The sequence below is a fragment of the Burkholderia sp. Ac-20344 genome, assembly GCF_017104975.1.
Taxonomy (GTDB): Bacteria; Pseudomonadota; Gammaproteobacteria; order Burkholderiales; family Burkholderiaceae; genus Burkholderia.
This window is the reverse complement of sequence record NZ_JAAGPP010000129.1, coordinates 1-26,837: the sequence shown is the minus strand read 5'-3', so window position 1 is coordinate 26,837 and position 26,837 is coordinate 1. Positions and strand designations below refer to the sequence as shown.

The window sequence follows — 26,837 nt, the reverse complement described above, 5'->3', positions numbered from 1 at the left end:
CCCAACCCGCGGATATCAGCTTGATCCACCGTCGAGATGTACTGCTACGTCGCCCTCAGGAAATTCCGGCAACATGAACCAGAGAAACCGAAAAACCGATCCCGATTGACACCGGGAGTCATATCAGCCGTTAGTGACCGCGGCCATGGCCACCTGTCGCCGCGCCGATTTGCGCTCTGATTGCCTGGCTTATATCTCGTGGTCAAACCGCTGAAGGCATGCTCCCGGGCTGTCCGAATATTTTCAGGTTCCATGCAGATGCGGAACAGGACGTCCGGGCAGAAATCTCTTACGGTTACGGATACGCCGTGCCCGGGCCCGCAGCGTTTTCCCTGCGAGCCTCGACACGTGCGCACATACCCTTGCGTTGATGGACGCCTGCCCTGAAACAGGACTACTGCATCATATGGAGGATAAATTGACCGCACCTGTCACCATCGGAGGAATAGTCGCTCCCGACTCGGCATTGACGCGCAGCGCGGCCTCTCTCGTCGAGCGAGTTCATTCAAAACCGATTCTGAATCACGTCCATCGCACTTGGTGGTTCGCGGAATTTCTCGGTAGGAAGCGTGGGCTCAAGTACGACCGAGAACTCGTCTATCTCGCAACCTTACTGCACGACTTGGGATTGACCGAAGAATTCAGTGCTGACCAACGCTTCGAGGTCGACGGTGCCGATGCCGCCAGTAGATTTCTCATCGCGAACGGCTATGCCGAAACGAAGGCACAGATGGTCTGGGACGGAATCGCGCTGCACTCCAGTGCGGGCATTGCCGATCGCAAGCAGGCAGAAATTGCGCTCGTCTTTCTCGGCGCTCATGTCGACGTTCTCGGCTTGAACTTTGAGGAACTTACACCAGCCTTCGTCGATGACGTCCTCTCGATATATCCCCGAGCGGGCATGAAGTCCGCATTCACGCAAGCGCTTGCCGAGGTTGTGCGCAAGAAGCCTCATACGGCAGTCGGGACAGGGCTTGCAGATATCGGGCGTCGGCACATCCACGGCTTCGATTGCCCGAATGTTTGCGACCTTATCGAGAATGCGCCTTTTGACAGCTGAATACAGCCGAAGACCGAAAGCACGATAGCGTCTGGAAGAATGGGGCCTGGCGCCATCCTTCCAGACGCCTGATGCGCTAAGACGTAGACTCGACAGCTGCCTTCGGGTCATGCGACGGGAAGACGTCGACCACAAGAAACGGTTGCGTGGTGCTGTATGCGGCCCACCGTGCACGCCTCTGGCCGAAGGATCCCTTCACCTATCCATAAAGGAACCCGCCCCTCAATATGCGCGATAGCGTACATATTGAGGGGCGGACAGGGAAGTCATGGTGCGGACTTGGCGAGTCACTCTCGATGAGAAACCGCCGCCAATGCCATTTCCCGGAACAGAGCAGCTTCGGCTTTCCCTACCCTTTTCTCGAAGGCCTTTTGGGCCGCTTCCCAATACGGCTTCGCCTGGGCAAGTTTTTTCAAGCCCGCCTTCGATACCACCAGCGTCACCGCACGGCCAAGCTTCTCCTCTCCCTCGCAAACATAGCCCGCCTCGCGCATAGGCTTCAGCGCACGAACGAGTGTCGTCCGCTCCATCTCCATCTTTCGCGCCAACTCCGCGACAGTGATGGCCGGCGTGAATTCAAGCAGCGACAAAATCGAGAACTCCGACGACGTAATACCGGCGGGTTCAAGATAACTTTCATAAATGCGAGTCACGAAGCGAGCACTCCGCCGCCCGGCTAACGCATAACAGACGTCAGGACTATCGAGATCCACTGATGTTGACGTTCTACCCGGCTTCTTCATCACGTGCTCGTACATTCAGGCACGTCATGGTAGCAGAACGCCACCGGAGCTTAAGCAACCGTCGGGTCGATGTACGCCGAATTCTTCGACGACAGTGTCTGCTTCAACGCGCGCGTTTGCTCGTCGGCCAAAATCTCACTCTCGCCCGCTTCCAGTGCATCGAACGTTTGACGAGCCACGTCTGCTGGGGCGCTCTTCGGCACATCGAAGCCTCTCGTGAGGTCGGTATCCATCACGCCAACGTGAAGCCCCAACACCTGAATACGCTCTTCCGCCAACACCGCACGGATGTTGTTCGTATAGCTCCAAGCCGCAGCCTTCGACGCTGCATAGGGTGCGAGAAACGGGACGACTCTCCACGTGGCATCCGACAGCACGTTGATGATCGCGCCTGTGCCATCTTTCGGCAGCGACGGCTGGAACGCAGCGGTCACGCGCATCACGCCGTAGTAATTTGTCTCGAAAAAGCGGCGAGCCTGTTCCGCAACATCTTCGGAGAAGGGAACGCTGGTGACTTCGGCGATTCCAGCGTTGTTGACCAGCACCGTGGTGTCCGCCGCAATCCTGGCTGCCTCGGCAACCGAACGAGCATCCGTTACATCAAGCTTGACCGGGGTAACGCCGGGCTCACTGAAGCTATCCGGATTACGCACGCCTGCGTACACCTTCGCGGCTCCGCGAGCCACAGCCTCTCGCACGAATGCAAGTCCAAGACCACGGCTTGCGCCGGTCACAAACACAACTGCACCTTTGATACTCATAGCTGACTCTCCTGTTAATAAAAAACCAAGTCCATGTCCGGCAACCAGGTCGTTACGCTGGAATTCACGTCCTTAAGGGCAGGAAAAAGCCATCACCGATATCCTCTCGCAAGACCGAATCCAGTTGTCGCGAAAGATGCATGGCAGCATCGAGCGGCTCGAACGTCACACTGACACGCGGCACATTGCCACCTTCATCGCGCTGGATCACCGCGGTGCCGCGGATCGCAATTCCATCGACCAGAACCGCGTCGTACTGCAGCAAGGTACGGCTTTCAACGACGCCCAGGAACGTCGGCGTCTGGGTTTGATACAGCGCGCCAACGGCTGCAATGACACTTTTGATACGCTCACGGCCAGATACTGGCTGGCGCAGCAATGTGCTCGAAAGGATGGCGTCTTCGGTAAGGTCATCAAGGAACGGATGACGGCCGCTGTTGTTGACTGACATGGTTGTACTCCTATCAATAAAAATCGGAATGGCTCGGTCACGCAAAACACAACGGAACTTCACATCGCTCTCATTCCATGGGCGAAAGATAGTGTGCAATTACACAGAAATCAATGTTGTCGGAACAAACTCACATGTCGGCATTCAGCAACAATCGAACGAGCCGCACGAGACAGGCACCCCAAACGGACATATCCATCGAACGTGGACCGCTGACGATTCCGTCGTATGCGCAGCTGCTCGTGGTGCATGTGCTCGTCTCAGGCCCGACGCATCTTCAAAAACTCAGCTCGACGGAAGAGGCCGCCCTTGAGTACGTAGACCTTCCGGGCAGACGTCTCATGGCCTGGGTCATCGTTTGCATATCAAAGTGGTTCGTCCCATGCATGACATGCATTCAGGCGACCTGAAACCACCCGCGACCGTCACGGCTCGCAGCATTGCTGCCATGCATGGTAGACCCGTCCGGCCGCGTCCCGGACACTTTTTCCGCGATTTCAGTTCTGCTCAGTCGTTTTCAGGGTTTGGTTCGATATCTGAAGTAATCTGGGTGCGTGTGTCGTCGAGTTTCGCGTGAGCAGATGAGCGCCAGAGCGGAACACCCGCCTCAAGCGGCCGGGCTGACGCCGGGTCATTGACATCAACTTAGATGACTTCTATCATCTATTAGAATGATACTGTGAATCGAGGTGGACGATGCGGAAGTCAAAAGCTGAAACAGCAGAAACACGCCGGCGAATAGTCGAAGTCGCGGCTCAACAGTTCAGGAGCAAGGGGATACAAGGCACAGGGCTTAACGATGTGATGTCCGAAGCAGGACTGACACACGGTGGCTTCTACCGTCATTTCGAATCGAAAAACCAGTTGTTGGCGGAAGCGTTTGAGCTTGGGCTCTCGTCGGTTGTTGACTCGCTTGGCGAGCTGGCACGCAAATCCGACGGCAAGGCAGGGTTTGCGTCCATGGTGAACAGCTATGTGTCCAAGGCCCATCGCGACAATGCCGCCGGCGGATGCCCGTTTGCCGGCATGGGCAGTGAACTCGCTCGCGCCGACGAACTGACGCGCGAGACCGCAACACAGGGGTTAAGCAAGATGGTCGAAGTTCTGGCCGAGCACATCGGAAGCGGCGAAGCCGAGGATGACACGTCCCATGCGATGTTCGCGTTGTCCGCGATGGTCGGAGCGATAACGCTATCGCGGATTGTCTCGGACCCGAAGGCATCCGACGCTCTCCTGAAAACGGTGAAGCGCCATTTGATCGAACCATGACGGCAATGGCCCCTCCGGGTCAGTGCCGTTGCTGTGCCAGGGAACACACTGCGGGAGGCTAGCGGGCCGCCTGTTCGAGCAGTGATCAGTATTCCTTGATGATTGATGTTTCACCAACTGGAGCATGCACTCATGGAAAAAGGCAAGTACCTGGTGACCGCCGCGGCCGGAAAGACCGGTGTCTTCACCGTCAACAACCTACTGCGTGCCGGCCATACAGTTCGTGCGTTCGTTCGGCGCGATGACGACCGGGCTGAAGCCCTGCGGAGGGCTGGAGCCGAAGTGATGGTGGGTGACCTGCTCGACCATGACGATGCAATCCGCGCGACACAGGGAATGACGGGGGCATATCTCTGCTATCCCGTGAGTCCCGGCTTCATTCAAGCGACCGCATACTTTGCTGACGCCGCACGCCGCGCAGACCTCAAAGTCGTCGTCAACATGTCTCAAATCTCCGCGCGTGAAGATGCGAAAAGTCACGCGGCACGCGACCACTGGATTGCTGAGCGCGTGCTCGATTGGTCCGGTGTTCCATCAGTCCATATCCGGCCGACATTCTTTTCTGACTGGTTGACCTTTCCATGGGTAAGAGACCCTATCGTCAACGAAGGAAAAATTACGCTTCCCTACGGAAACGGTCGGCATGCGCCCATCGCGTCGGAAGACCAGGCCCGTGTCATAGCCAAACTTCTTGAAGACCCGGCAGAACATGTCGGCAAGGTGTATCCGCTGTACGGCCCCGTTGAACTGAATCATCATCAGATCGCGGAGATTGTCTCCAGGGTCATTGGTCGGAACGTCGTCTACGCCCCTTCCACGCTAGCGGAATATCGTGAACTTCTCGAGCAGTACAACCTTGAGGAGTTCATGATTCAGCACTTTGAAGAAGTGGCCGTCGACTACCAGAGTGGGGTCTTCGCCGGGACAAACGATGTCATCGCCCGAATTACCGGGCAGCCCCCACAAACAATCGACGAATTCGTTGCCACGAATCGCCATGCCTTCGACGCTTGACGCGACGGCCCGCCCGCAGGTTGCGCAAGCACCACGCACTGAAGATACGTTAAAAGGAGTGGATCATGAAGCTAACTGGAAATACCGTTTTCATTACAGGTGGCGCGTCCGGCATTGGGCGCGGTATCGCCGAAGCGCTTCACCGAAAAGGCAACAAGGTCATCATAAGCGGTCGGCGTCAAGAACTGCTCGACGAGGTGGTGAAAGCGAATCCCGGCATGGACGCAGTACGGCTCGACGTCACGAGTCCCGTCCAGATCGAGCAAGTGGCAAAAGCGCTCATTGCAACATACCCTGCCCTGAACGTCGTATTCAACAACGCCGGAATTATGCCTTTCGACGATGTGACGCGATCTCTCGACGACTCACAGGCAGTGCACCTCATCAACACAAATCTTCTCGGCCCCGTTCGGGTGAGCGCCGCGTTCGTCGAGCATCTGAAGAAGCAACCAGACGCCGCGATTATCAACACAAGCTCTACGGTCGCCTTCATCCCCATGGTCATGTTCGCGCTCTATTCCGCGACGAAGGCCGCGATTCACTCGTACACGCTGTCGCAACGTTTCGCACTTCGCGACACATCCGTGCATGTGCTTGAACTGGCTCCGCCATGGGTTGACACCGACCTCGTGCATAAAAGTGGAGATCCACGGGCAATGCAGGTTGAGCCATTCGTCGAAGAAGCCTTGAAGCTCCTCGAGACCGCGACGACCGAAGTTGTGGTTGAAGCGGCACGGCAATTCAGAAACGCCGTTGGACCGAACGAACACGGTGTCGTCGAGCAGTTCAATCAGTTCATTATCGACAATCCCCTTCCACTCCCAACGCCTTGAGACATGCCTGCGCGCTGAGACCGACCTGCATACCTGCCGTTCCGGCCCCCCCCGGCGCCAGGCACGATGGTGCGCGCCTGCCTCACGGAAACGGTTTGGCTCTCTTGCCGTGCATATCGGGACCGCACGCCAGCCGGGCGAAGCTTGGTGAATCACCTGAGGCGACACGCGAGCGATGCCTTATGAGTCACAGGGAAGCCGGCTCAGTCGCCCGCTTCAAAATTGTTTCGACGTGGCTCAGCGCGATTTATCAGGGCTCCCACGCAGAGTTCCTCGGCACGGGCGGGCACTTCGCGCAGAAACCCAATCAAAAAAAATGACAGGCATCCCCTTTTGTCTAATCTTGCAGCGGCACAGGTATGCACCGCCTGCAGAGGACGATGCGCTGTACGACCAGACTGCGACGCATCCGTATCGACCATGCGTCAGGTATTGCCTTCCCCCTGTGCCACCTCCTGGCCCCAAGCTCGGGATGTCAAAAAAATTCTTTGATCATCACTTAGATGTTGTATATCATCTAAGTGTGGTTGTGAACCCGCAACTCAACGGCTGACGAGCGCACTGTGCTGCCAGGAGTACCGGCACATACCGACGTCGACTCTAAATGTGCATATACATATATCAGGATTCGATCGAAGCTGCGCCGCTCGTAATGCAATCGTCTTGATGAACTCTCTCGCTATTGGAGAACTATGATGGAAGAACAGAAGCGATACCTCGTCACTGCCGCGACTGGCAAAACGGGCGTTTATACCGTGCAGCAACTTCTCGACGCTGGTCACGCAGTGCGTGCACTCGTCCATACTGAAGACGCGCGTGCCGATGCACTCCGGCAACTGGGGGCTGAGGTACTTGTCGGCGACCTGCTCAGTCATGACGATTCTATTCGCGCAACTGACGGCATGACTGGCGCGTACCTGTGTTACCCAGTGCGCCCCGGGTTCATTCAGGCCACGGCTTATTTTGCGGATGCAGCACGTCGCGCCAATCTCGATGTCGTGGTGAACATGTCGCAGATTTCCGCGCGCGAGGACTCGAAAAGCCATGCTGCGCGAGACCACTGGATTGCGGAACGTGTACTTGATTGGTCGGGGGTGCCTACCGTACACATCCGCCCGACATTCTTCTCCGAATGGTTCGTGTTTCCGTGGGTGCGCGATACCATCGTCACCCAAGGCAAGATTACGCTCCCGTACGGAAACGGTCGCCATGCCCCAATCGGAGCGGAAGACCAAGCGAGGTTCATCTCTGCAATGCTCTCGAATCCAGCGAGCCACGTTGGGAAAACGTTCCCGTTATACGGCCCCGTCGAGCTTGGTCACGAGCAGATTGCCGAGGTGATGAGCGAGGTTCTTGACCGCAAGATTGTCTACGCACCCTCGACTATCCGGGAGTACCGGCAACATCTCGAGACGTACAATCTTCCGGAGTTTTTGATTCAGCACTTCGAGGAAGTGGCAATCGACTATCAGAACGGCGTCTTCGCGGGTGCGGACAACGTTATTGCTGAAATCACCGGCCGTGCACCTCAGACCATTCGAGCGTTCCTGGAAGCAAACCGTCAAGCGTTCCAAGGTTGACTCCAGTTGCAACCTCATCGCTTCAATTGGTGTCACCCACGCGAAGGCCGGGCGCTGTAGCCCCCTTCGCTGTTTCGGACTCGCCTGACGCAGAGTATTTCCAGCGTCGTTGTAATTTTCCCATCCGGTAGCGGAAGCTAGACTATCAAGTCGCGCCCCTCCGCTCCCCCGGGACGCTGTGAACCGCGCTTTTGTTCGCGACTCGCGTTCGACGTACACCCTTGAGGAATCTGACATGACCGCAATTCCGAGCACTTCATTGGTACTGTACGGAGCGGCAACCGGGAACTCCGTTAGAGCTGCAATCGCGCTGGAGGAAGCCGGTATCCCTTACACCGCAAGGCGCGTCAATTTACGGCACGGTGAACAGCGAAGCGAGGGCTTTCTTTCATTAAACCCTGCAGGCAAGGTGCCCGTGCTTGTCGGTCATCGTGAAGGTAACGCTGCTTTGGTAATCTCGCAGTCGTCGGCCATCATGCTGTATGCGGCGCGTCTTGGGCGGCCAGCGTTGTTTCCCGAGGCCGAGTCCAGCGCGTCCGCTATCGCCACGGAACGTTTTTTTTATATCGTGACTGATGTGATAGCGCCGAGCCATGCGAGCTGGTTTGCCGGGCAGCAAGGGTTCGAGCAGATGGCTGAACTACACCGGCAACGCAGTGCTGACGCATTCGCACTCTGCGAACAATTTCTCACTGCTACGCCATTTCTCGCCGGCGACACGCTCACCTTGGCAGATATCGCGGCGGTTGCCTTTGCCAGATTCAATGAAGACCATATCGACTGGGAGCAACTTCCCGCGTTGCGTGCCTGGTTTGAGCAAGTAGTGAACAGACCCGCCGTACAGCGCGGCCTGAACGTATTTGGCCAATAGGTCGCCCCAACAAAAACTCGGCGCCGACGCTCCGGCAACGCCTGGAGTTCAGTGGACAACTTAATCACTCGTGGCAATGCATTGTCTGTCCTGCCGAGATTGCGCTGAAACTCGTCCACTGCGGATGCACCGTATTTGAACATCGCCGAACGGCCGGAAAGCCAAACGTATGAAGTTGGCCGTATCGAGCATCGTTTCGCGGTCAATCTTACATTTTCCAAACAGCCCCTGACGTCGCCTGTCGCCGCCACATGTCGAGAGGCATCGCCAGCTCTGCAGAGGAGCCTAAGGAGTAGCCGATAGTATTAACATCCAGTCAGAGAGGGAATTACACACTTTGATTGCCGCGCGTCCGTGTCAGCTGGGCTTCTTCATTGCCGGAGTGCCTCCGGAACCACCCCAGTCAGAACGAGACGCCTGCCGGCTTGACCCTCGCCAGCTTTGGCGAGTCGAAACCATTCCTGTGAGCATCAGATGACACCGGCCCCGCGTACATGCATCTCCTTTGGCAGTTTCCGCCTCTACCCGGATGAACGTCGTCTGGAACGCGGGGACGAAGTCGCGGAAATTGGCAGTCGCGCATTCGATATTCTGTCACTGCTCGTGCACCGTCCCGGCGAGGTCGTGTCCCAAAAGGAGTTTCAAGAGAAGGTGTGGCCCGACTCGGTCGTCGGGGACGTGAATTTGCGCGTTCAGATCACGGCGCTACGAAAACTCCTATCGGAAGATTCGGCAAGCTCGCATGGCATCCGTAGCATCACGGGGCGCGGTTACTGCTTTGTCGGGCCTGTGACCTGCGCCATCTTGAACAACACCGCAGTGGCAGAAGCACTCGGCGATGCAAGCAACGACATCAGCAATCTCATTGGCCGACGCGCTGCGATCGAGGACATCTGCCGTTTATTGTCAGCCAAAGGCTTCGTTTCCATTGTCGGCCCCGGTGGCATCGGGAAGTCGGCTGCTGCGCTCGTGGCCGTGCGAGCATTCAGCGAGGCGAACAATGTCACGACCAGCATCGTTGAACTATCGTCGGTCAGTCACGGCGACCATGTCGCAAGTACAGTCGCATCAACGCTTGAACTCTTGGTTGACAACCGTTCGCCCACCGATGCGATAACCGACTACCTTGCAAAATCGGAACGACTCTTGCTACTTGACTGCTGCGAGCATGTCATCGACGCAGTTGCTCAGTTGGCACTCGCCATTTCACAGTCATGCGAGCGCGTCATCATTCTCGCGACTAGCCGCGAGCCCTTGCGAGTTCCAAACGAATACGTCTACCGAATCAGACCGCTCGACGTTCCCGAACACGCGGAGGGAATCTCGACTGAAGACGCACTATCGTACTCAAGCGTGAGATTGTTCTGCGAGCGGTCCACCTCGTTCCAGTCGAACGAATTCACCGTCCTCACAGACAACATCGAGACCATCTGCACTATATGCGCTTCGCTCGACGGTCTACCCCTTGCTATCGAGCTGGCCGCCGCACAGGTTCACGTATTTGGCGCCGAAGGCTTACTTGGCGTGCTGGACAAGCGGCTGGACGTGCTCACGCGTGGCCACAGGACTGCGCTCCCTCGTCATCGGACGCTACGATCCACCATCGATTGGAGCTACGACACGCTAACGGAACACGAGCGCAAGATATTGCGACACGCAGCCATCTTCAAGGGAAGCTTTTCGTTCGCACAGGTGGGGGCGCTCTTGAACGACAGCTCGCCGCTCTCGCCCGCAATCGTGTCGTCGATGGCGAATCTCGTTGACAAATCACTACTCACGTCGATTCCTGGCAGCCAGCCTCCAACTTTCCGATTACTTGACAGCACGAGAGCATACGGTATCGAAAAGCTCAGAGAATGCGGCGAGTACGAAGCCGCAGCACGGCAGCACGCCAGGTACTTTCTTTCGCTTTTCACCGAACCTGCGGTCTGGTCCTCGGCAGAGCCGGCATTGGATCAACTGGCCGGGGCCCCTCGCATCCTGAACGACGTACGCGCCGCACTCGACTGGTCACTCGCGAGCGCAACGGACGAAACACTCGGCGTGGCACTCACTTGGTCGAGCGGTTCACTCTTCTATCAGCTGTACCTTTGTGAGGAATACCGTCAACGTGTATTGAATGCACTGCGGTTCATTCAGAGGGGCAGCAAAGCCGATGCCGAGCCCGAATTTCGACTCCTGCTCGCACTCGCGCAGGCGGATTTCCTGACGCAACCCCTCAAGCGCGGAATCTCGACCCACGCATTTCGCGAAGCGTTGGCGCTGGCCACGCATCTTCGTCATGAAGTCCGCCAGGTTCAGGTGCTCTATGGAACCATCGTGATGACGACAATGGCCGGTGAGTACGACGAAGCGAACCGATTTTGCGAGCAGCTTCACGAGTTGTCTCGTACACGTAATACCGACGTACCTATGTACCACCGAATGCAAGCCCTGGTGGATACGCAATTGGGTAAGGTTGAAGGTGCGCTGCATCATGTGGACGTCGCACTGTCAATCTATGGACCGAAAATGGCCAAGCGAAAGGTACAAGACCCGACTCGTTATGATGCGCGCATCGCGCTTACATCTCTTCGGTCTCGAATACTCTGGCTTGCTGGGCTTGTCGACGACGCCGTCACCGTTGCGGCGGAAAGCGTAGAGGAAGCGCTAAGCCTCGGCCATGACCTATCGGTTTGTTGCTCTCTCGCGTCAGGGGCATGTCCCGTGGCCTGCTGGCGCGGTGACCATGCAGCGTTGGAAAAATATCTGTCGCTGCTTGAGGGGCTCTCCAGCGAGTATCTGCTCGTCAATTGGCGCGACCAAGCAGAATGCTATGGATTCGGACGACAACAATCAACGCGGCCGCTCGGCAAAGCATGGTGGCGTGCGTTTGACCATTGGGCTCCGACTGCTCATGAAACACTGGCCACCGTGAACAGACAACTTCTTACTCCCGTGGCGATCGAGCGGGCAACATCCGGCAAAGCCGGGTGGGCGACGCCAGAGATCTGGCGTGTGCTAGGTGAGCAATATCTCGAGCATAGTAGCAAGCCCCTCGAAAAGGCTGAGACATTGTTTCGAGACGCGATTTCGCTCTCGACGCAGCACGGCACTTTTTCATTCGAGCTGCGCGCCGCTACCAGCTTGTCCAGATTTCTGTTCCAGAAGGGTGAGCGGCAGGAGGCCGAGGATGTTCTTTCGACAACCCTCTCGAGAGTGAGCCAGGGCATGGAAACGAGAGATGTACGCACGGCCCGTACCGTTCTCAGTGAAGGCATCGAACTCGGTTCGCGCTAGGCGGACGCGCGTCCCAGCAACATGTCCAGGCGCGATGTCATTCGGCAGACGCTCGCAACCCATTGCATTGTTTGCATCGGGCATGTATCGATCGTCGGACATGTGTAGAAGGCGAGCGCTCGTCGTTCCAGGAAAGCAATTGGATACCGCGCCGCTCGGCATCTGCGCGATGATCCGGATCACCAAGCCGGGCAAGGCCGGAGGATCGAGCGATGTGGCGGCTGCCCACTGACAGATGTTTGCCGACGGGGCTCGATTGAACGATCGCGCGTCCCCGTCTGACGGTGGCCCGATTCAGTCCGTCTCGATCGCAAGTGCGATGCCTTGGCCGCCACCGATGCATAGCGTCACGACGCCACGCCGGATACCGTCACGCCGCATCGAATGAATCAGACGGGTAGTGAGCACCGCGCCCGTCGCGCCGATCGGATGGCCGTGTGCGACAGCGCCGCCTTCGACGTTGACGATGTCCTCCGGAATGCCGAGCCGGCCGGCGACGGCGATCGGCACGACCGCAAACGCTTCATTGATCTCGAAGCGCTCGACGTCGCCGAGCGACCATCCGGCTCGCTCGAGCGCGATCTGCACCGCGGGAACGGGACCGAGACCAAACATGCCGGGTTCGACGGCCGCGACACCGAAGGCAACGAGTCGCGCGCTCGGCGCGATGCCGTGCCGGTCGGCGAACGCGCGGCTCGCCACCACCATTGCCGATGCACCGCTGTTCAGTCCCGGCGAATTGCCGGCGGTGATCGTGCCGTCGGGGCGAAACGCCGGTTTCAGTCTTGTGAGTATGTCGAGCGTCGTATCGGCGCGCGGCGTTTCGTCCCGCGCGAACGAGATACGGGCCTTGCGCTGCAGGACCTCGACCGGTACCAGCTCGGCGTCGAACCTGCCGTCCGCGAGTGCGGCGGAGAAGCGTTGCTGCGAGCGCAGCGCCCAGCGGTCCTGGCGCTCGCGCGCGATGTCGAGCTGGCTCGCGAGATCCTCGGTATGCCAACCCGAATGCTGGTCGGAGAACGCGTCGACGAGCCCGTCGCTCAGCATGCTGTCACGGATCGGCGCGTCACCCATCCGGTATCCCCAGCGTGCGCCGTCGAGCAGGTACGGCGCGCGCTCCATGCTTTCCATGCCACCCGCGATCGCCGCATTCGCGAAGCCAAGCAGGATGTCCTGTGCGGCGTTGACGATGGCCTGTGCGCCGGAACCGCACACGCGGTTGACCGTCAGCGCGGGCACCCCGACCGGAAGGCCCGCGCCGATCGATGCCTGTCGCGCAGGATTCATCTTGTTGCCGGCCTGGATCACGTTGCCCATCACGACCGTATCGATCGCCGAGCCGTCGACTCCGCTGCGACGAAGCGTTTCGCGCATGGCGATCGCGCCGAGTTCGGCGGCGGGCGTGTCCTTCAGGGATCCATTGAATGTCCCGATCGGCGTGCGCACGGGATGGCAGATGACAACTTCAGGTGTACTCATGACAGTTTCCTCAATCGATTGACATCGACGCAGCCGCGTCGGCGGGCGAGGCCGCGCGACTTGCGTCACCTTTTCTCCGTCGGATCGAGCGGCTCGCCGCGCAACGATTTCGATGCGATGTCGGCCGAACGTGTTGTTCGACATGCAGGGTGTGATGGCGCACGCGATAGCCGTCCGTGCCGGACATCCCGGTACGGACGATCGGCGCCGCACCGGATTCGGGATCACGGCTGCCTATGCGAAGAAACGATATCTATGCATATGCATATTGTCAATGCGTCTGCCGTCGTGACGGTCCGACAGGGGATTGGGGACGGTAGCCCGACGGGATCCTGGCGACGATGTGCAACACGGCGCACGGCGTCCCTCACTCCGGCGCATGCGAGTGGATGTCGCGCTATCTGCCCCTAAATGAACTTGACAGACTACCGGCTACGTCATGCGGCGCGCCGGCAAGCCGGCGCCAATCGCGCGCCGACCGACCGCACATCGGTCGAGCAACACCCGGACGTGCAGGCCACTGCGTCGAAGGTTCGTGACGCGTGGCTGAACGATGCGCGCACGACACCGCCCGCATCGGTGGCCGGTGATGTCGCGCGGCGCTCCGTGCAGTTCAATTCCAATCAGTTTTCGCCGGGAAGTAAGGCAGCGCTACAATTCCGGATTCCAATTGGGTCCCTTCATCATGAAGCCGCTGGCAGTCCCCTCGCTTGCCAACATCGCATCGCGCCTTCGCCTGAAGCAGCTGAAGCTGCTGATCGCACTCGAAAACCACGGCTCGCTGCACAAGGCGGCGGAAGAGATGGCCATCTCGCAGCCCGGCGCCACCAAGGTGCTGCGCGAGATCGAGGACATCCTCGGCATGCCGCTGTTCGAGCGGCAACCGAAAGGCCTCGTCGCAAACGACCTCGGTCGCTGCGTCACGCGCTACGCGCGCCTCATCTACAGCGACCTCGAACACCTGCACACCGAAGTCCTCGCGCTCACGCAAGGCCACGGCGGCCATCTTGCGGTCGGTGTGATCATGGGTGCAGTGCCGTTGCTCACACGTGCGCTGACCGACCTGCGCCGCCGCCAGCCGCACCTGTCGGTCGAGATCGTCGAAGGCACCAGTGCGAGCCTGCTCGCGCTGATCGACGACGGCCGCATCGACCTCGCGATCTGCCGCAACGGCAACAGCCGGCGTCCGGAAGCATACGATTACGTACCGCTGAAATCCGAGCCGCTCGCGGTCGTGACGGCGCGCACGCATGCGCTAGCCGAGCGCGACACGCTGACGCTGCGCGATCTCGCCGACGCCGAATGGGTCGCGTATCCGGTCAACACGCCGATGCGGTTTGCGCTCGAACGCGCGCTGGCAGATGCGGGCATCGAGGTGCCGCGCTATCCGATCGAAACGGCATCGACGTTCGCGACACTGACACTGCTGCAGGCGAGCCCCGAGCTGGTGGCGGTCATCCCGCACGAAGTCGCCGAATTCGGCGAACGGTTCGGCCTCATTGCGCGCCTGCCGGTCGCGATCCCGGCGCTCGACGAGCCTTACGGCGTCGTCGCGCGGACCTTCGCGCACCTGTCGCCAGGTGCGCGAGGTCGACGCCGAGTTCGCGGATGTTCGACGGAATCTCGAGCGCGCGATTGAGTTCGACGATCTGCTCGACCAGCGCACGCGCGGCCGTTTCCGCCTCGACGCCGGTCACGTTGCCGCCGAGTGCGTGGGCGATATCGCGGTACAGCGCCGGGCATGCCGGACGGTTGAAGTCGATCACGTACGGCAGCAGCGCCGCATTCGCGATGCCGTGCGCGATGTTGAACACGCCGCCCATCGTGTGCGAGATCGCGTGCACGTTGCCGAGCTTCGACTGCGAAAACGCGACGCCGGCCAGGAACGAGCCGAGCAGCATGTCCTCGCGTGCCGCAAGATCGGAGCCGACGTAGAACGCGTTGCGCAGGCTGCGCCCGATCAGGCGGATCGCGCCGAGCGCGAGCGACTGGCTCACCGGGTTCGCCTGCTTCGACACGTACGACTCGATCGCATGCGTAAGCGCATCCATGCCGGTGGCGGCCGTGATCGCGGCCGGCAGCTTCAGCGTGAGTTCCGCATCGAGGATCGCGAGCTTCGGGAACAGCTTGTGGCTGACGATCACCGTCTTGAACAGCGTTTCCTTGTTCGTGAACACCGTCGACGCCGTGCATTCGCTGCCGGTGCCCGACGTGGTCGGGATCGCGAAGATCGGCAGCGGTTCATCCGGAATCCTGTTGTAGCCCTCGTAATCGAGGATCGTGCCGCCGTTGGTGGCCATCGCGGCCACGCCCTTCGCGGTATCGATGCTGCTGCCGCCGCCCACGCCGATCACGGCCGTGCAGCGGTGCTCTTTCAGGAACGTCAGCGCGCTGTCGAGCACGGCCGTGCTCGGGTTCGCCTCGACACCCGAGAAGATTTCGTATGCGACGTCCGCGTCGCGCAGCGACGTGAAAAACCCTTCGAGCACGCCGCTCTTGATCAGGCCTTCGTCAGTCACGACCAGCAGCTTGCCGCTGAACAGCGGCTTCAGCAGTTCGCCGGCCTGGCGCGCGAGGCCGTTGCCGAATTTCAGCGTGGTGGGAAAGAAATATTGGAATGGGCTCATGGTGCTTTCTCCGTGTGAAGTCTCCGCACCGAACACTACAAGCGGCCGCGCGCCGCCGGTAATGAAAAAACCGGATCGCCCGATAACGCCCGCTTATTCCCCGCGCGCGCCGCGCCATTTGGTTATCGCGCGATCACGAAGCGTCATTAGGCAAGACGCGGCCATCCCCCTACAGTCACGTCACGGAGCGATGCCATCGCTCCCGCAACCATAACGACGGAGACACGCATGCCCCCCTCGAATTCCCCCGCCGTCCCGACGGCATCGCCGGCCTCGCTCGACGCGGCGGCACGGCCGACCAGCGTCCGCTGGCGCATCTTCCTGCTCATGCTGCTGGTCGCGATCAACTACATCGACCGCGCGTCGCTGTCGGTCGCAATGCCGCTGATCGCGCCGGAATTCAACCTGTCGCCGGCACTCGAAGGCCTGATGCTGAGCGCGTTCTTCTGGTCGTATGCGCTGATGCAGATTCCGGTCGGCGTGATGCTCGACCGCTATCACACGCGCGGCATCATCGCGACCGCGACGCTCGCGTGGGGCGCGTTCCAGGCGCTCGGCGCCGCGTCGCACAGCTGGATTCTGCTGATGCTCACGCGCATGGGCCTCGGCTTCGCCGAATCGCCGGTGTTCCCGGCCGGCGCGAAGCTGATCGGCTCGTGGCTGACACCGCATGAACGCGGCCGCGGCGCAGTGCTCGTCGACGGCGGCGCGCCGCTCGGCAGCGCGCTCGGCGCCATCCTGATCTCCGGGCTGATCGCATGGTTCGGGTCGTGGCGCATCGCGTTCGTGATCGCAGGGGTCGGCACGATGCTCGTGGGCGTGCTGGTGTGGCGCTACATCCGCAATCATCCGTCCGAGCACCCGGGCGTGAATGCGGCCGAGCTCGAACACATCACGCGCGAGAACGCGCCGGCGAAAGCCTCGGGCGAACGCGTGCCGCTGCGCGAACTCGTGAAGGACCGCTCGGTGCTCGCGATGTTCGCCGGCTACAGCTGCATCCTCGCGGTGTTCTACGGGCTGCTGACGTGGATGCCCAGCTACCTGCACAAGACCTACGGCTTCAACATCGCGACGACGGGCGGCGCGACCTTCGTCATCTTCATGTCGGGCTTCGTTGGCGAACTGATCGGCGGCACCATCGGCGATCGCTGGAAAGCGTCGGGGGCATCGCCGAACCTCGTGATGCGCACGATGTTCGGCGGCTCGTCACTGATCGCAGCCGCGTGCATCCTCGCAGCGGCCTATATCGCGAACGCGAACGCGGCCGTGCTGCCGCTGAGTATCGCGATGTTCTTCATCCGCTTCTGCGGAATGTACTGGAGCCTGCCGGCCATCGTCGGCGGCCCGGAGCGCGTCGGCGTGCTCGGCGGCACGATGAACTTCTGCGGCAGCATGGTCGGCGTCGCGGTACCGATCCTGATCGGCCTGATCGTCCAGTGGTCGGGATCGTACTTCCTCGCGCTGCTGTTCTTCGTCGCGATGGCCGTACCGATCGCGGGGTTCTCCAGCATGATCGACTATCGGCCGCGCACGCACGGCTGACCGCCACGCGGCCGACCTTCGCCTTCACCGCTTCACCGCCTTCACCGCCTTCACCGGCATGACGAGGCCCGCGCAAGCGGGCCTCGTCGCATCGTCCCCGGTTTTCAGTCGCTCAACGATCGGCGGCGGCGCATCGCGCCGCGTAGCCGCTCACCGGACGGTTCGCGCGTCCGCGCGCGAAGAGCCTGCTCTTTTCACCGTCGTCGCGCGTCGATGTCGCGGAACATGCAGCCGAGCGGCGCCACACCGAAACCGCGCCGGCTATCGGCCGGCAGCGTGCCTTTGAGGTTCATGCGTTTCCCCGGGCCCGACAGGAAAGTGAACACGATCCAGGTTGCATGAGAAAGTCCCCCCAAGACATAATTCATCGAGCTTGAGTTCATGAAGGTCTTATATGCTCGACATCCGTCAGCTTCAGTATTTCATCGCGGTCGCGGAAGAGGAACATGTCGGCCGCGCGGCCGAACGCCTCCACATTTCGCAATCGCCGCTCAGCCGCCAGATCGCACAGCTCGAGGAAAAGCTCGGCCTGACGCTGTTCGAACGCAGCCAGCAGCGCATTCGTCTGACGCGTGACGGGCGCACGTTCCTCAGCGAAACACACGCGTTCCTGCGCCATGCGAACCGGCTCGAATCGCTCGCGCGACGGCTCGGCCGCGGCGACGAAGGCGGCCTGTGCATCGGCTACCTGGAAACGGCCACGCACTCGGGCGTGCTGCCGCGCGCGCTGAAAGCGCTGCGCGCCGAGCGCCCGTCGGTACACATCGCGCTGTACAACTATCCATCCGCCGCGCAGCTCGAGGGCCTGCGCGAGCGCAGCCTCGACATCGCGCTCGTCACCGAACCGCCCGCAACGGACGATCCCGAGCTCGCTTCGACGATGGTGCTGAACGATCCGATGCTGCTCGCGATGCCCGACGGGCACCCGCTCGCGAAGAAGAAGACGCTCGTCGCCGACGATCTCGCCGCGCAGGCATGGATCGGCGTGACGCAGCAGGAAAGTGCGCCGCGTCACGGCGCGTTCGTCGCGGCCTGTGCGAAGGCCGGTTTCTCGCCGGACATTTCGGTGGAAGCGACCGAGCCGCTTACAGCGCTCGGGCTGGTCGCCGCCGGGCTCGGCGTGACGATGATCCAGCAGAGCCTGCGTCACCAGGTGCCGGAAGGCGTCGTGCTGCGCGAGCTGCCGTGGTTCAGTTACCGCACGCCGCTGTGGGCCGCGTGGCACAAGGTCAACTTGCGGCCGCTGGTCGGCGTCTTCCGCGAGATTCTGACCGGCGACGAAATCGTCGCGGCGGCCGGCAAGTAAGCCCGCGAAAACGCGGGGCGCCGTTGCTTCACGGTACCCCGCTTGCTTGCCGCGCGAGCCTTAGTTCGCGAGCGTCATCGTCCCGTCGAGCAGGCGGTCGAGCGCCCACGGATTGCTCGTTCGCAATGCTTCGGGCAGCAGCGCATCCGGCATGTCCTGATAGCTGACGGGCGGCAGGAAGCGGCGGATCGCAAGACTGCCGACCGACGTCGAGCGCCCGTCCGCGGTGGACGGATACGAGCCGCCGTGCACCGTCGCATGCGCGACTTCGACGCCCGTGCCGAACCCGTTGACCAGCACGCGGCACGCGCGCCGCTCCAGCGCCGGCAGGAACAGGCGCACGTCTGCGTAATCGGCTTCGTCGATATGGATCGCCGTCGTCAGTTGCCCTTCCAGCGACTCGACCCGCGCGAGCATCGCCTTCAAGTCGGGACACCGAACGATCAACGACGCCGCGCCGAAAATCTCCTCGTGCAGCGCCTTCGATTCGAAAAACGCGTCGGCGCTCGTCGAGAACAGCGCGCCCTGCCCCTGGTTCGCGCCGGTCGGCGCGTTGGCGCGTGCGGGAACAGCAATACCGGATTGATACTGCTCATCTACGCATAGACGGGGATCGGTTCGGGCCGCGCATTGACGATCGCGATCAGCTCGGTTCCCGCAGCCAGTCGGGCAGCGACCCGAAGCCACCGATCAGTTGCCCGACCGTCTCGGCCAAAGCCGGGATCTCGATGCTTGCCTGTGCTCGTGCCATGTCGTCACCGTTCAGGATCGACGATCGGTCGGCAGCGGCGCATTGGCCGCCACCAGACCCTGTTCACGCATCTCGCACCAGAAGTCGCCCGGAATCACCACGTTCAGCGCAGCCTGGTCTTCCGCGATCCGCTCCGGACGGCTCGCGCCAGGAATCACCGCGACGGTGGCCGGATGCGCCATCGAGAACTGCAGCGCGGCGGCCTTGATCGGCACGTCATGGCGCGCGGCGATCGCCTTGATCCGTTCGACCTTCGCGAGGATGTCCGGCGAAGCCTTCTGATATTCGAAGTGCGTGCCGCCTGCGAGCACACCCGAGCTGTACGGGCCACCGACGACGATCCCGACGTTCTGCGCGACAGCCGCCGGCATCACGCGCTGCAGCGCGCGCTCGTGATCGAGCAGCGTGTAGCGGCCGGCCAGCAGCATGCCGTCCGGTTGCGGTTCGGCGAGGTCGAGCACCAGTTCGACCGGTTCGACGCGGTTCACGCCGAGGCCCCATGCCTTGATCACCCCTTCTTCGCGCAGCTTGCTCAGCACGCGGAATGCCCCCTTGCGCGCCACTTCGAATTGCGCGAGCCATTCGTCGCCGTAGAAGTCCTGGGCGATGTCGTGCACCCAGACGATGTCGAGGCGGTCGGTGCGCAAGCGCTTCAGGCTATCTTCGATCGAGCGCAGCGTCGCGTCGGCCGTGTAGTCGTTGACGATCCGGTTCGGCCGCCCATGTTCGAACAGGCCGCCCTTTTCGCCGAGATCGCGCGCCGACACGTCTTCGACTTCGTCGAGGATCACGCGGCCGACCTTCGTGCTCAACACGTATTCGTCACGCGGGTGGTTCGCCAGCGCGTCGCCGAGGCGGATTTCCGCAAGGCCCGCGCCGTAGAACGGAGCCGAATCGAAATAACGGATACCGTGTTGCCACGCGGCCTCGACGGTGGCGGCGGCTTCCGCGTCGGGGATGTTGCGGAACATGTTGCCGAGCGGGGCCGTACCGAAGCCGAGGATCTTGTTACCGGGCAGCTTGTCTTCGAGACTCATGATTTTCTCCAGGGAGTAACGGAAAGCGAGTTCAGTCTAGGGAGGCAGACCAAGTCTGTCCAAGACTGAATTCGACACACTTGAGTCCCGCAATGTCTGACCTGCCGATTTGACGCCTGCTTGCTCACCGGCCCCGGCATCCCGTTCGGACGGAACGCCAAGCCGGCAGGGCTGCCGACCGAATCGACGTTCGATTCATGCCTCGGAATCAAAAATCATTTGGGCCGGCGGCCGTTTTTCCCGGGCGCCGCGATATCTATATTGGCTGCACTCGCAACGACATCGACGTGGTTGCGGTTCACTCAACCTGATAGGTACCCATGATGAAAACGCTCGTGTCCTCCACGCTTGCCGCACTGATCCTTTCCGCACCGGCGCTGTCGTTCGCGCAACAGGCCGACCATCAACTGACCCGCGCCGAAGTGAAGGCCGAAATGGCCCGGCTCGCGGCCGTCGGCTACACCCCGGCCATGGACCACAACCAGTATCCGGCCGCGATTCTCGCCGCCGAAAAGCGCATCCGCGAAAATGCCGTCGCGCAAACCGGCCCGGACACGGCACCGGTTGCCGGCACGACCGGTTACGGCAGCGAAGCGTACGCCACCAGCGAATCGGGCCGCACGACGATGGTCAACGGCCGCCACTCCATCTACCGCGGCCATTGATTCGCGTCGACGTGCTCGAGACAACACCGCTCGAACCGCCGCTTCTCCTCCCCTCCGAACCGATCGCCCGAATTGCCTGAACAGGCATTCGGGCCGCTCGTCGTAGCCGCACGCCCCACGCACGGCCATTGCCTGCCGACCCCGCCCGCACACCGCCGGCACGCGCGTCGATTCGTGACTGCGGAGTACAAGATCTTATGCCGTTTCGTCCGTTTATCGGTCGCGCACCGCGCACGATACTGCGCTCCATCTGGCGCGTGGCGCCCCACTCGACAATTCACACGAATATGAACCGATACTCAGGATTGCAGCGCATCGCGCGACCGGCCGTGCTGGCCGCCATTCCACTGGCCGCGCTCGTCGCGTTGTCCGGCTGTCGGTCGGACGACGAGTCGCCGGCCGCGATACCGAGCGTGATCGTCAGCCCGCCCGTCGCGCGCGACGTCAACGACGTCGACGTCTATACCGGACGCTTCGAAGCCGTCGACACGGTCGACGTGCGCCCGCGCGTGAGCGGCTATCTCGACAAGGTCGCGTTCCAGGACGGCGCGACCGTCCGCAAGGGCGACCTGCTGTTCGTCATCGACCCGCGCCCGTACCAGGCGGCCGTGACTGCCGCGCAGGGCGCGCTCGAACGCGCACAGTCGCAGTTGAAGCTGAGCCGGCAGGATTTCGAGCGCGCCAGCGTCCTGATCAAGACCGACACGATCGCGCAGAGCCTCTTCGACCAGCGCAAGCAGGCCGTGCAAAGTGCGCAGGCCGAGGTGACGAGTGCGCAAGGGGCACTCGAGCGCGCGCGGCTCGACCTGTCGTTCACGCGGATCGTCGCGCCGATGTCGGGCCGCATCAGCCGCAAGCGCGTCAGCGAAGGCAATCTCGTGAAAGGCGGCGACAGCGACGCGACCGTGCTGACGACGATCGTGTCGCAGGACCCGATCGACGTTTACTTCGACGTCGATGAAGAAAGCTACCTGCGCTATACGCGCGAAGCGCAGAAAAGCGGCGGCAATGCGTCGTCGCGGCAGGTGGCGATCGCGCTGCCGGGCGATGCGCAGCCGTCGCTGACGGGCACGATGGATTTCGTCGACAACCGCCTCGACGACTCGACCGGCACGCTGCGGCAGCGCGCGCGCGTCGCGAACCCGGACCGCCGCCTGAGCCCCGGCCAGTTCGGCCGCGTGTACCTGTCGAGCCGCATCGCGCACCACGCGCTGCTCGTGCCGGATGCGGCCGTCGCGACCGATGCGACGCGCCGCGTGCTGTATTTCGTCGACAACAACGGCGCCGTCGCAATCCGCCCGGTGACGCCCGGCCGCCTGTACGGCAACCTGCGCGAAATCGACGCGGGGCTGAACGCGGGCGACCGCGTGATCGTCGACGGCTTCCAGCGCGTGCAAGCCGGCGACAAGGTCAAGGCCGTGCCGCGCGCGATCGATGCGGCCAAGGTGGCCACGGTGGCCCAGGCCACCGCGGCGGCCAGTGGTACGACCGGGAGCGCGCAATGAACCTCGGTCGCTTGTCCGTCCAGCAGCCGGTACTCGCGATCGTCCTGTCGATCGTGCTGACGATTGCCGGTGCGCTGGCCTATTTCTCGCTCGCGGTGTCCGAGTATCCGGACATCGCGCCGCCGACCGTCGTGATCCAGGCGACCTATCCGGGCGCCTCCGCGGAAACCGTGTCGCAAACGGTGTCGACGCCGATCGAACTCGAAGTGAACGGCGTGGAAGACATGCTGTACATGTACAGTCAGGCGACCTCGGACGGCAGCCTGAACATCACCGCGACGTTCAAGCCGGGCACCGACGTCGACAAGGCGCAGGTGCTCGTGCAGAACCGCGTCGCGCTGGCGACGCCGCGCCTGCCGGAGCCCGTGCAGCGCAGCGGCGTGTCGGTGCGCAAATCGTCGCCGACGCAGCTCGCCACCATCTTCCTGTACTCGCCGGACCAGCGCTACGATCCGCTGTACGTGTCGAACTACGCGATCCGCAACGTCGCGGACGTGCTGAAGCGGATCGAAGGCGTCGGCGACATCAACCCGCTCGGCGCGCGCGAATACTCGATGCGCATCTGGCTGGACCCCGAGCGCGTCGCGTCGTTCGGCCTGAGCCCGAGCGACCTGATTGCCGCCGTGCGCGCGCAGAACACGCAGCTCGCGGGCGGCGTGGTCGCGCAGGCACCGATCACGAACCAGGCGTTCCAGCCGAACCTGATCTTCGAAGGACGGCTCAAGCGCCCCGAGGATTTCAGCGACATCGTCGTCAAGCAGGGCAAGGACGGCCGGCTCGTGCGGCTGAAGGACGTCGCGCGCGTCGAAGTGGGCGCGCTCGCGTATGCGACCGACAGCTACATGCTGCGCCATCCGACGATCGCGCTGCAGGTCCTGCAGCAGCCGGGCGCGAACGCGGTCGCGACGATGGATGCGGTCGAGAAGAAGATGGCGGAGCTGAGCAAGGACTTCCCGAAGGGGATCGTCTACAACATCGGCTACAACCCGACCGCGTTCATCGGCGACAGCATCCACGAACTGGTCAAGACCATCTACGAGGCCGTCGTGCTCGTCGTGTTCGTCGTGCTGCTGTTCCTGCAAGGGTGGCGGCCGTCGATCATCCCGATCCTGTCGATTCCGGTGTCGCTGGTCGGCACGTTCGCGGCCATGGCCGCGCTCGGCTATTCGATCAACAACCTGACGCTGTTCGGTCTCGTGCTCGCGGTGGGGATCGTCGTCGACAACGCGATCGTCGTCGTCGAGAACGTCGAGCGGCACCTGTCGACCGGGGCGGGGCCGCGCGACGCGACATTGTCGACGATGAAGGAAGTCGGCGGCGCGCTGTTCGCGATCACGCTCGTACTCTGCGCGGTGTTCGTGCCGACCTCGTTCATTCCCGGCATCTCGGGCCAGTTCTTCCGCCAGTTCGGCGTGACGATCGCCGTGTCGACCGCGATCTCGTTCTTCACGTCGGTGACGCTCGCGCCCGCGCTGTCGGCGATGATCCTGAAAGCGCATGCCGACGAACACGATGCGGCCGCGCCCGTGTCGCGGGTTGGCGCGCTGTTCGCGCCTGCGATGCGCGTCGTGCGGCGCTTCGCGAACGCATTCAACCGCGTGTTCCTGCGCCTGTCCGATGCGTATGGCCGGCTGGTCCGGAAAGTCGTCCGGATCATCCCTGCGATGGCCGCGCTGTACGTCGTGCTGATCGCCGCGACCGGCTATCTGCTCGTGTCGAGCCCGAAGGGCTTCATTCCGGCGCAGGATCGCGGCTACCTGGTCGTGCTCGTGCGGATGCCCGACGGCGCGACGCTCGAACGCACGAGCGCGGTCGCGCGCAAGATCGAGGACATCGCGCTGTCGGTGCCGGGGGTCGCCCGCGTGCCGGTGTTTTCCGGCGTCAATGCGGCGACCGGCACGAATTCGGCGAACAGCGCCGGCCTGTTCCCGGTGTTCAAGCCGTGGCCGGAACGCAAGAAGCAGGGCCTGACGATCGAGACGATTGCAGCCGAGATGCGTCAACGGCTGGCGAGCGTCACGGAAGCGTCGATCGTCGTCGCGATGCCGCCGCCGGTGCAGGGTCTCGGCAGCACGGGCGGCTTCGCGATGCGGCTCGAAGACCGCAACGGCCTCGGCACCGCCGCGCTCGCGAAGGCGACGCAGGATCTGGTGGCCGCCGCCAACCGCACGCCCGGCATGGTCGGCGTCTATACGCCCTACTCCGCGACGAGCCCGCAGGTGCATGTCGAACTCGACCGCGAGAAGGCCGAGATGCTCGGTGTGCCGAGCCAGGAGATCAACGATGCGGTCGAGACGTATTTCGGCTCGACCTACATCAACGACTTCAACATCGTCGGGCGCACCTATCGCGTCACCGCGCAGGCCGACCTGCCGTTCCGCGTCGGTGCATCCGATCTCGCGCGGCTGAAGGTGCGCAACCGCGACGGCGACATGGTGCCGATCGGCAGCGTGACCCGCATCGACGACACGCTCGGCGTCGATCGCGCACCGCGCTACAACCTGTATCCGGCCACCGAAATCAACGGCGATACGGCACCCGGCCTCGGCTCCGGCTTCGCGATCAAGACGATGGAAACGCTCGCGAAACAGGTGCTGCCGCCCGGCATCTCGTTCGAATGGACCGATCTGTCGTACCAGCAGACCACCGCCGGCAACACGGGGCTGCTCGTGTTCCCGCTGTGCGTGCTGCTCGTGTATCTGGTGCTCGCCGCGCAGTACGGCAGTTGGAGCCTGCCCGTGTCGATCCTGCTGATCGTGCCGATGTGCCTGCTCGCCGCATCGCTCGGCGTGCGCGCGCTCGGCCAGGACGTGAACATCCTCACGCAGATCGGCTTCATCGTGCTGGTCGGGCTCGCTGCCAAGAACGCGATCCTGATCGTCGAGGTCGCGCGGCAGCTGGAGTCCGACGGCATCGAACTGGTGGAGGCCGTCGTCGAAGCATGCGTGCAGCGGCTGCGCCCGATCGTGATGACGTCGCTCGCGTTCATTCTCGGCGTGCTGCCGCTCGTGATCTCGGAAGGCGCCGGCGCGGAAATGCGGCAGGCGGTCGGCGTGGCCGTGTTCTTCGGCATGATCGGCGTGACGTTCTTCGGGCTGCTGTTCACGCCCGTCTTCTATGTGATGGTTCGCCGGCTCGCGACGCGCAAGACCGCTGTCGCGGCCGTCGCGACGGAGGGGGTGCAATGAAGTTCGTTCGACTTGTGGCCGCGCTGTCCGCGGCGGCCGTCCTGACCGCGTGCACGAGCGCGCCGGTCGCCCACGTCACGCCGCCGCCGCTGGCTTCGACCTATGCGAACGCGGATCTCGTGGCCGGTGGCCCGGCGGCCGACACCGGCGCATGGTGGCGCAGCTTTCACGATCCCATTCTCGACCGGCTGGTCGACACGGCGCTCGCGAACAACCTTGACCTGAAAGCCGCGGTCGCGCGCATCGACGCGGCGCGCGCGGTACGGATCGGCACGGCATCGCAGTGGTTTCCGTCGCTCGACCTGAACGCGAGCGCCGGCCGCCAGCGGATGTCCGCGTCGCAGGCGTTCCCGACCGATACGCCGACGACCGGCAATGCGTTCGACCTGAATGCAAGCCTCGCGTGGGAAATCGATGTCTTCGGCCGCATCCGTCAGGGTGTGTCGGCCGCCGACGCGGACATCGCGTCCGCGCAAAGCGATGCGGCGGCCGTGCGGATCGCGACGATCGACGAAACCGTGCGGACCTACGTGACGGTGCGCGGCCTCGAACAGCGCCTGGCACTGGTCGAGGCCAACGCACTGAGCCAGCGCAGCACCGAGGAATCGACGCGGCGCCTGTTCGACGCCGGCGTCGTGCCGATTGCCGACGTCGATCGCGCCGCCGCGCAGACGGAGACGACGCTGGCCGAACTGCCCGCGCTGCAACTGCAGCGGCAGGCCGCGATTCATCGGCTGTCGATCATCACCGCGTCGACGCCGCAGGACATCTACGCGCAACTCGACCCGCCTGCGCCGGGGCCGGTGTGGACGGCCGCCGCGCCGGGCATCGGCACGCCGGCCGACCTGCTGCGCCGGCGGCCGGACGTCCGCGCGG

General features: G+C 62.4%; 20 protein-coding genes and 4 pseudogenes. 15 read left to right on the top strand and 9 right to left on the bottom strand.

What is annotated here, in order from left to right; genetic code table 11:
* Positions 1 to 418: 418 nt before the first annotated feature.
* Positions 419 to 1,060: an HD domain-containing protein gene (locus tag G3N64_RS30340; RefSeq protein ID WP_205787453.1), complete on the top strand. Its 642-nt coding sequence runs from the start codon at positions 419 to 421 to the stop codon at positions 1,058 to 1,060.
* 287 nt (positions 1,061 to 1,347) lie between these two features.
* On the opposite strand, the gene G3N64_RS30335 is transcribed toward G3N64_RS30340, so the two are convergent.
* The 3 genes from G3N64_RS30335 to G3N64_RS30325 form a co-directional block, all read right to left on the bottom strand.
* Positions 1,348 to 1,713, bottom strand: a complete 366-nt coding sequence (locus G3N64_RS30335) for a MarR family transcriptional regulator (protein ID WP_346778846.1) — start codon at positions 1,711 to 1,713, stop codon at positions 1,348 to 1,350.
* Positions 1,714 to 1,853: 140 nt separating this feature from the next.
* Positions 1,854 to 2,564, bottom strand: coding sequence for an SDR family oxidoreductase (locus tag G3N64_RS30330; protein WP_205787446.1), 711 nt, complete (start codon positions 2,562 to 2,564; stop codon positions 1,854 to 1,856).
* A gap of 64 nt (positions 2,565 to 2,628) precedes the next feature.
* A complete protein-coding gene (locus G3N64_RS30325) occupies positions 2,629 to 3,015 on the bottom strand; it encodes a hypothetical protein (RefSeq protein WP_205787445.1) in 387 nt (128 codons plus the stop codon).
* A 696-nt stretch (positions 3,016 to 3,711) separates the two neighbouring features.
* Between G3N64_RS30325 and G3N64_RS30320 the strand changes: the two genes are divergently transcribed.
* The 6 genes from G3N64_RS30320 to G3N64_RS30295 all read left to right on the top strand — a co-directional run bounded on the left by G3N64_RS30320 (position 3,712) and on the right by G3N64_RS30295 (position 11,861).
* A complete protein-coding gene (locus G3N64_RS30320) occupies positions 3,712 to 4,284 on the top strand; it encodes a TetR/AcrR family transcriptional regulator (protein WP_205787443.1) in 573 nt (190 codons plus the stop codon).
* A 132-nt stretch (positions 4,285 to 4,416) separates the two neighbouring features.
* A complete protein-coding gene (locus tag G3N64_RS30315; RefSeq protein WP_205787441.1) occupies positions 4,417 to 5,298 on the top strand; it encodes an NmrA family NAD(P)-binding protein in 882 nt (293 codons plus the stop codon).
* Positions 5,299 to 5,363: 65 nt separating this feature from the next.
* Positions 5,364 to 6,131 carry an SDR family NAD(P)-dependent oxidoreductase gene (locus G3N64_RS30310; RefSeq protein WP_205787439.1) on the top strand — a complete coding sequence of 256 codons (768 nt, stop codon included), beginning with the start codon at positions 5,364 to 5,366 and terminating at the stop codon, positions 6,129 to 6,131.
* A 695-nt stretch (positions 6,132 to 6,826) separates the two neighbouring features.
* Entirely contained in the window at positions 6,827 to 7,711 is an 885-nt protein-coding gene (locus tag G3N64_RS30305) for an NmrA family NAD(P)-binding protein (RefSeq protein ID WP_205787437.1), read from the top strand.
* A gap of 235 nt (positions 7,712 to 7,946) precedes the next feature.
* Entirely contained in the window at positions 7,947 to 8,582 is a 636-nt protein-coding gene (locus G3N64_RS30300) for a glutathione S-transferase family protein (protein WP_205787436.1), read from the top strand.
* Between the two features lie 474 nt (positions 8,583 to 9,056).
* Complete coding sequence (locus G3N64_RS30295) at positions 9,057 to 11,861, top strand: winged helix-turn-helix domain-containing protein (RefSeq protein ID WP_205787434.1); 2,805 nt, start codon at positions 9,057 to 9,059, stop codon at positions 11,859 to 11,861.
* Positions 11,862 to 12,155: 294 nt separating this feature from the next.
* On the opposite strand, the gene G3N64_RS30290 is transcribed toward G3N64_RS30295, so the two are convergent.
* Positions 12,156 to 13,340: a thiolase family protein gene (locus G3N64_RS30290; protein ID WP_205787432.1), complete on the bottom strand. Its 1,185-nt coding sequence runs from the start codon at positions 13,338 to 13,340 to the stop codon at positions 12,156 to 12,158.
* A 441-nt stretch (positions 13,341 to 13,781) separates the two neighbouring features.
* Here G3N64_RS30290 and G3N64_RS40260 point away from each other — a divergent pair.
* Together G3N64_RS40260 and G3N64_RS30285 are read left to right on the top strand one after the other, a co-directional pair.
* Positions 13,782 to 13,982, top strand: a pseudogene (locus tag G3N64_RS40260) (EmrA/EmrK family multidrug efflux transporter periplasmic adaptor subunit); the annotation flags it as partial.
* Positions 13,983 to 14,025: 43 nt separating this feature from the next.
* Positions 14,026 to 14,979 carry a LysR family transcriptional regulator gene (locus G3N64_RS30285; protein WP_205787431.1) on the top strand — a complete coding sequence of 318 codons (954 nt, stop codon included), beginning with the start codon at positions 14,026 to 14,028 and terminating at the stop codon, positions 14,977 to 14,979.
* On the opposite strand, the pseudogene G3N64_RS30280 reads toward G3N64_RS30285, so the two are convergent.
* Positions 14,948 to 15,967: pseudogene (locus G3N64_RS30280) on the bottom strand (iron-containing alcohol dehydrogenase); the annotation flags it as partial. The gene G3N64_RS30285 and the pseudogene G3N64_RS30280 sit on opposite strands and share 32 nt — an antisense overlap.
* A gap of 228 nt (positions 15,968 to 16,195) precedes the next feature.
* On the opposite strand from G3N64_RS30280, the gene G3N64_RS30275 reads away from it, so the two are divergent.
* On the top strand, positions 16,196 to 17,509 hold the full coding sequence (locus tag G3N64_RS30275; RefSeq protein WP_205787430.1) for an MFS transporter: 1,314 nt from the start codon (positions 16,196 to 16,198) through the stop codon (positions 17,507 to 17,509).
* Positions 17,510 to 17,703: 194 nt separating this feature from the next.
* Here the strand turns inward: G3N64_RS30275 and G3N64_RS30270 are convergent, their stop codons facing one another.
* Positions 17,704 to 17,892 (bottom strand): hypothetical protein, encoded by a 189-nt coding sequence (locus tag G3N64_RS30270; protein ID WP_205787429.1) that lies wholly within the window; start codon positions 17,890 to 17,892, stop codon positions 17,704 to 17,706.
* Between the two features lie 11 nt (positions 17,893 to 17,903).
* On the opposite strand from G3N64_RS30270, the gene G3N64_RS30265 reads away from it, so the two are divergent.
* Positions 17,904 to 18,815: a LysR substrate-binding domain-containing protein gene (locus tag G3N64_RS30265; RefSeq protein WP_205787428.1), complete on the top strand. Its 912-nt coding sequence runs from the start codon at positions 17,904 to 17,906 to the stop codon at positions 18,813 to 18,815.
* A gap of 60 nt (positions 18,816 to 18,875) precedes the next feature.
* On the opposite strand, the pseudogene G3N64_RS30260 reads toward G3N64_RS30265, so the two are convergent.
* The 3 genes and pseudogenes from G3N64_RS30260 to G3N64_RS30250 form a co-directional block, all read right to left on the bottom strand.
* Positions 18,876 to 19,471 (bottom strand): annotated as a pseudogene (locus tag G3N64_RS30260) (hypothetical protein); the annotation flags it as partial.
* A gap of 2 nt (positions 19,472 to 19,473) precedes the next feature.
* Positions 19,474 to 19,566, bottom strand: a pseudogene (locus G3N64_RS30255) (SRPBCC family protein); the annotation flags it as partial.
* Positions 19,567 to 19,577: 11 nt separating this feature from the next.
* The gene (locus G3N64_RS30250; protein WP_205787427.1) at positions 19,578 to 20,603 is read right to left on the bottom strand and encodes an aldo/keto reductase; all 1,026 of its coding nucleotides are present in this window, start codon (positions 20,601 to 20,603) and stop codon (positions 19,578 to 19,580) included.
* 320 nt (positions 20,604 to 20,923) lie between these two features.
* Between G3N64_RS30250 and G3N64_RS30245 the strand changes: the two genes are divergently transcribed.
* The 4 genes from G3N64_RS30245 to G3N64_RS30230 form a co-directional block, all read left to right on the top strand.
* The gene (locus G3N64_RS30245) at positions 20,924 to 21,268 is read left to right on the top strand and encodes a DUF4148 domain-containing protein (protein ID WP_205787426.1); all 345 of its coding nucleotides are present in this window, start codon (positions 20,924 to 20,926) and stop codon (positions 21,266 to 21,268) included.
* A gap of 287 nt (positions 21,269 to 21,555) precedes the next feature.
* Positions 21,556 to 22,773: an efflux RND transporter periplasmic adaptor subunit gene (locus tag G3N64_RS30240; protein WP_205787424.1), complete on the top strand. Its 1,218-nt coding sequence runs from the start codon at positions 21,556 to 21,558 to the stop codon at positions 22,771 to 22,773.
* Entirely contained in the window at positions 22,770 to 25,961 is a 3,192-nt protein-coding gene (locus tag G3N64_RS30235) for a multidrug efflux RND transporter permease subunit (RefSeq protein WP_205787422.1), read from the top strand. The genes G3N64_RS30240 and G3N64_RS30235 overlap by 4 nt, the downstream gene beginning before the upstream one ends.
* The coding region (locus G3N64_RS30230) for a TolC family protein (protein ID WP_205787420.1) at positions 25,958 to 26,837 on the top strand (880 nt) is incomplete at its 3' end. The genes G3N64_RS30235 and G3N64_RS30230, both read left to right, overlap by 4 nt.

What these genes read in the sequence shown, in the direction of transcription:
- G3N64_RS30330 (WP_205787446.1), bottom strand. Translation starts at nt 2,564, where the DNA reads ATGAGTATCAAAGGTGCAGTTGTGTTTGTGACCGGCGCAAGCCGTGGT.
- G3N64_RS30325 (WP_205787445.1), bottom strand. Translation starts at nt 3,015, where the DNA reads ATGTCAGTCAACAACAGCGGCCGTCATCCGTTCCTTGATGACCTTACC.
- G3N64_RS30320 (WP_205787443.1), top strand. Translation starts at nt 3,712, where the DNA reads ATGCGGAAGTCAAAAGCTGAAACAGCAGAAACACGCCGGCGAATAGTC.
- G3N64_RS30315 (WP_205787441.1), top strand. Translation starts at nt 4,417, where the DNA reads ATGGAAAAAGGCAAGTACCTGGTGACCGCCGCGGCCGGAAAGACCGGT.
- G3N64_RS30310 (WP_205787439.1), top strand. Translation starts at nt 5,364, where the DNA reads ATGAAGCTAACTGGAAATACCGTTTTCATTACAGGTGGCGCGTCCGGC.
- G3N64_RS30305 (WP_205787437.1), top strand. Translation starts at nt 6,827, where the DNA reads ATGGAAGAACAGAAGCGATACCTCGTCACTGCCGCGACTGGCAAAACG.
- G3N64_RS30300 (WP_205787436.1), top strand. Translation starts at nt 7,947, where the DNA reads ATGACCGCAATTCCGAGCACTTCATTGGTACTGTACGGAGCGGCAACC.
- G3N64_RS30295 (WP_205787434.1), top strand. Translation starts at nt 9,057, where the DNA reads ATGACACCGGCCCCGCGTACATGCATCTCCTTTGGCAGTTTCCGCCTC.
- G3N64_RS30290 (WP_205787432.1), bottom strand. Translation starts at nt 13,340, where the DNA reads ATGAGTACACCTGAAGTTGTCATCTGCCATCCCGTGCGCACGCCGATC.
- G3N64_RS30285 (WP_205787431.1), top strand. Translation starts at nt 14,026, where the DNA reads ATGAAGCCGCTGGCAGTCCCCTCGCTTGCCAACATCGCATCGCGCCTT.
- G3N64_RS30275 (WP_205787430.1), top strand. Translation starts at nt 16,196, where the DNA reads ATGCCCCCCTCGAATTCCCCCGCCGTCCCGACGGCATCGCCGGCCTCG.
- G3N64_RS30270 (WP_205787429.1), bottom strand. Translation starts at nt 17,892, where the DNA reads ATGAACTCAAGCTCGATGAATTATGTCTTGGGGGGACTTTCTCATGCA.
- G3N64_RS30265 (WP_205787428.1), top strand. Translation starts at nt 17,904, where the DNA reads ATGCTCGACATCCGTCAGCTTCAGTATTTCATCGCGGTCGCGGAAGAG.
- G3N64_RS30250 (WP_205787427.1), bottom strand. Translation starts at nt 20,603, where the DNA reads ATGAGTCTCGAAGACAAGCTGCCCGGTAACAAGATCCTCGGCTTCGGT.
- G3N64_RS30245 (WP_205787426.1), top strand. Translation starts at nt 20,924, where the DNA reads ATGATGAAAACGCTCGTGTCCTCCACGCTTGCCGCACTGATCCTTTCC.
- G3N64_RS30240 (WP_205787424.1), top strand. Translation starts at nt 21,556, where the DNA reads ATGAACCGATACTCAGGATTGCAGCGCATCGCGCGACCGGCCGTGCTG.
- G3N64_RS30235 (WP_205787422.1), top strand. Translation starts at nt 22,770, where the DNA reads ATGAACCTCGGTCGCTTGTCCGTCCAGCAGCCGGTACTCGCGATCGTC.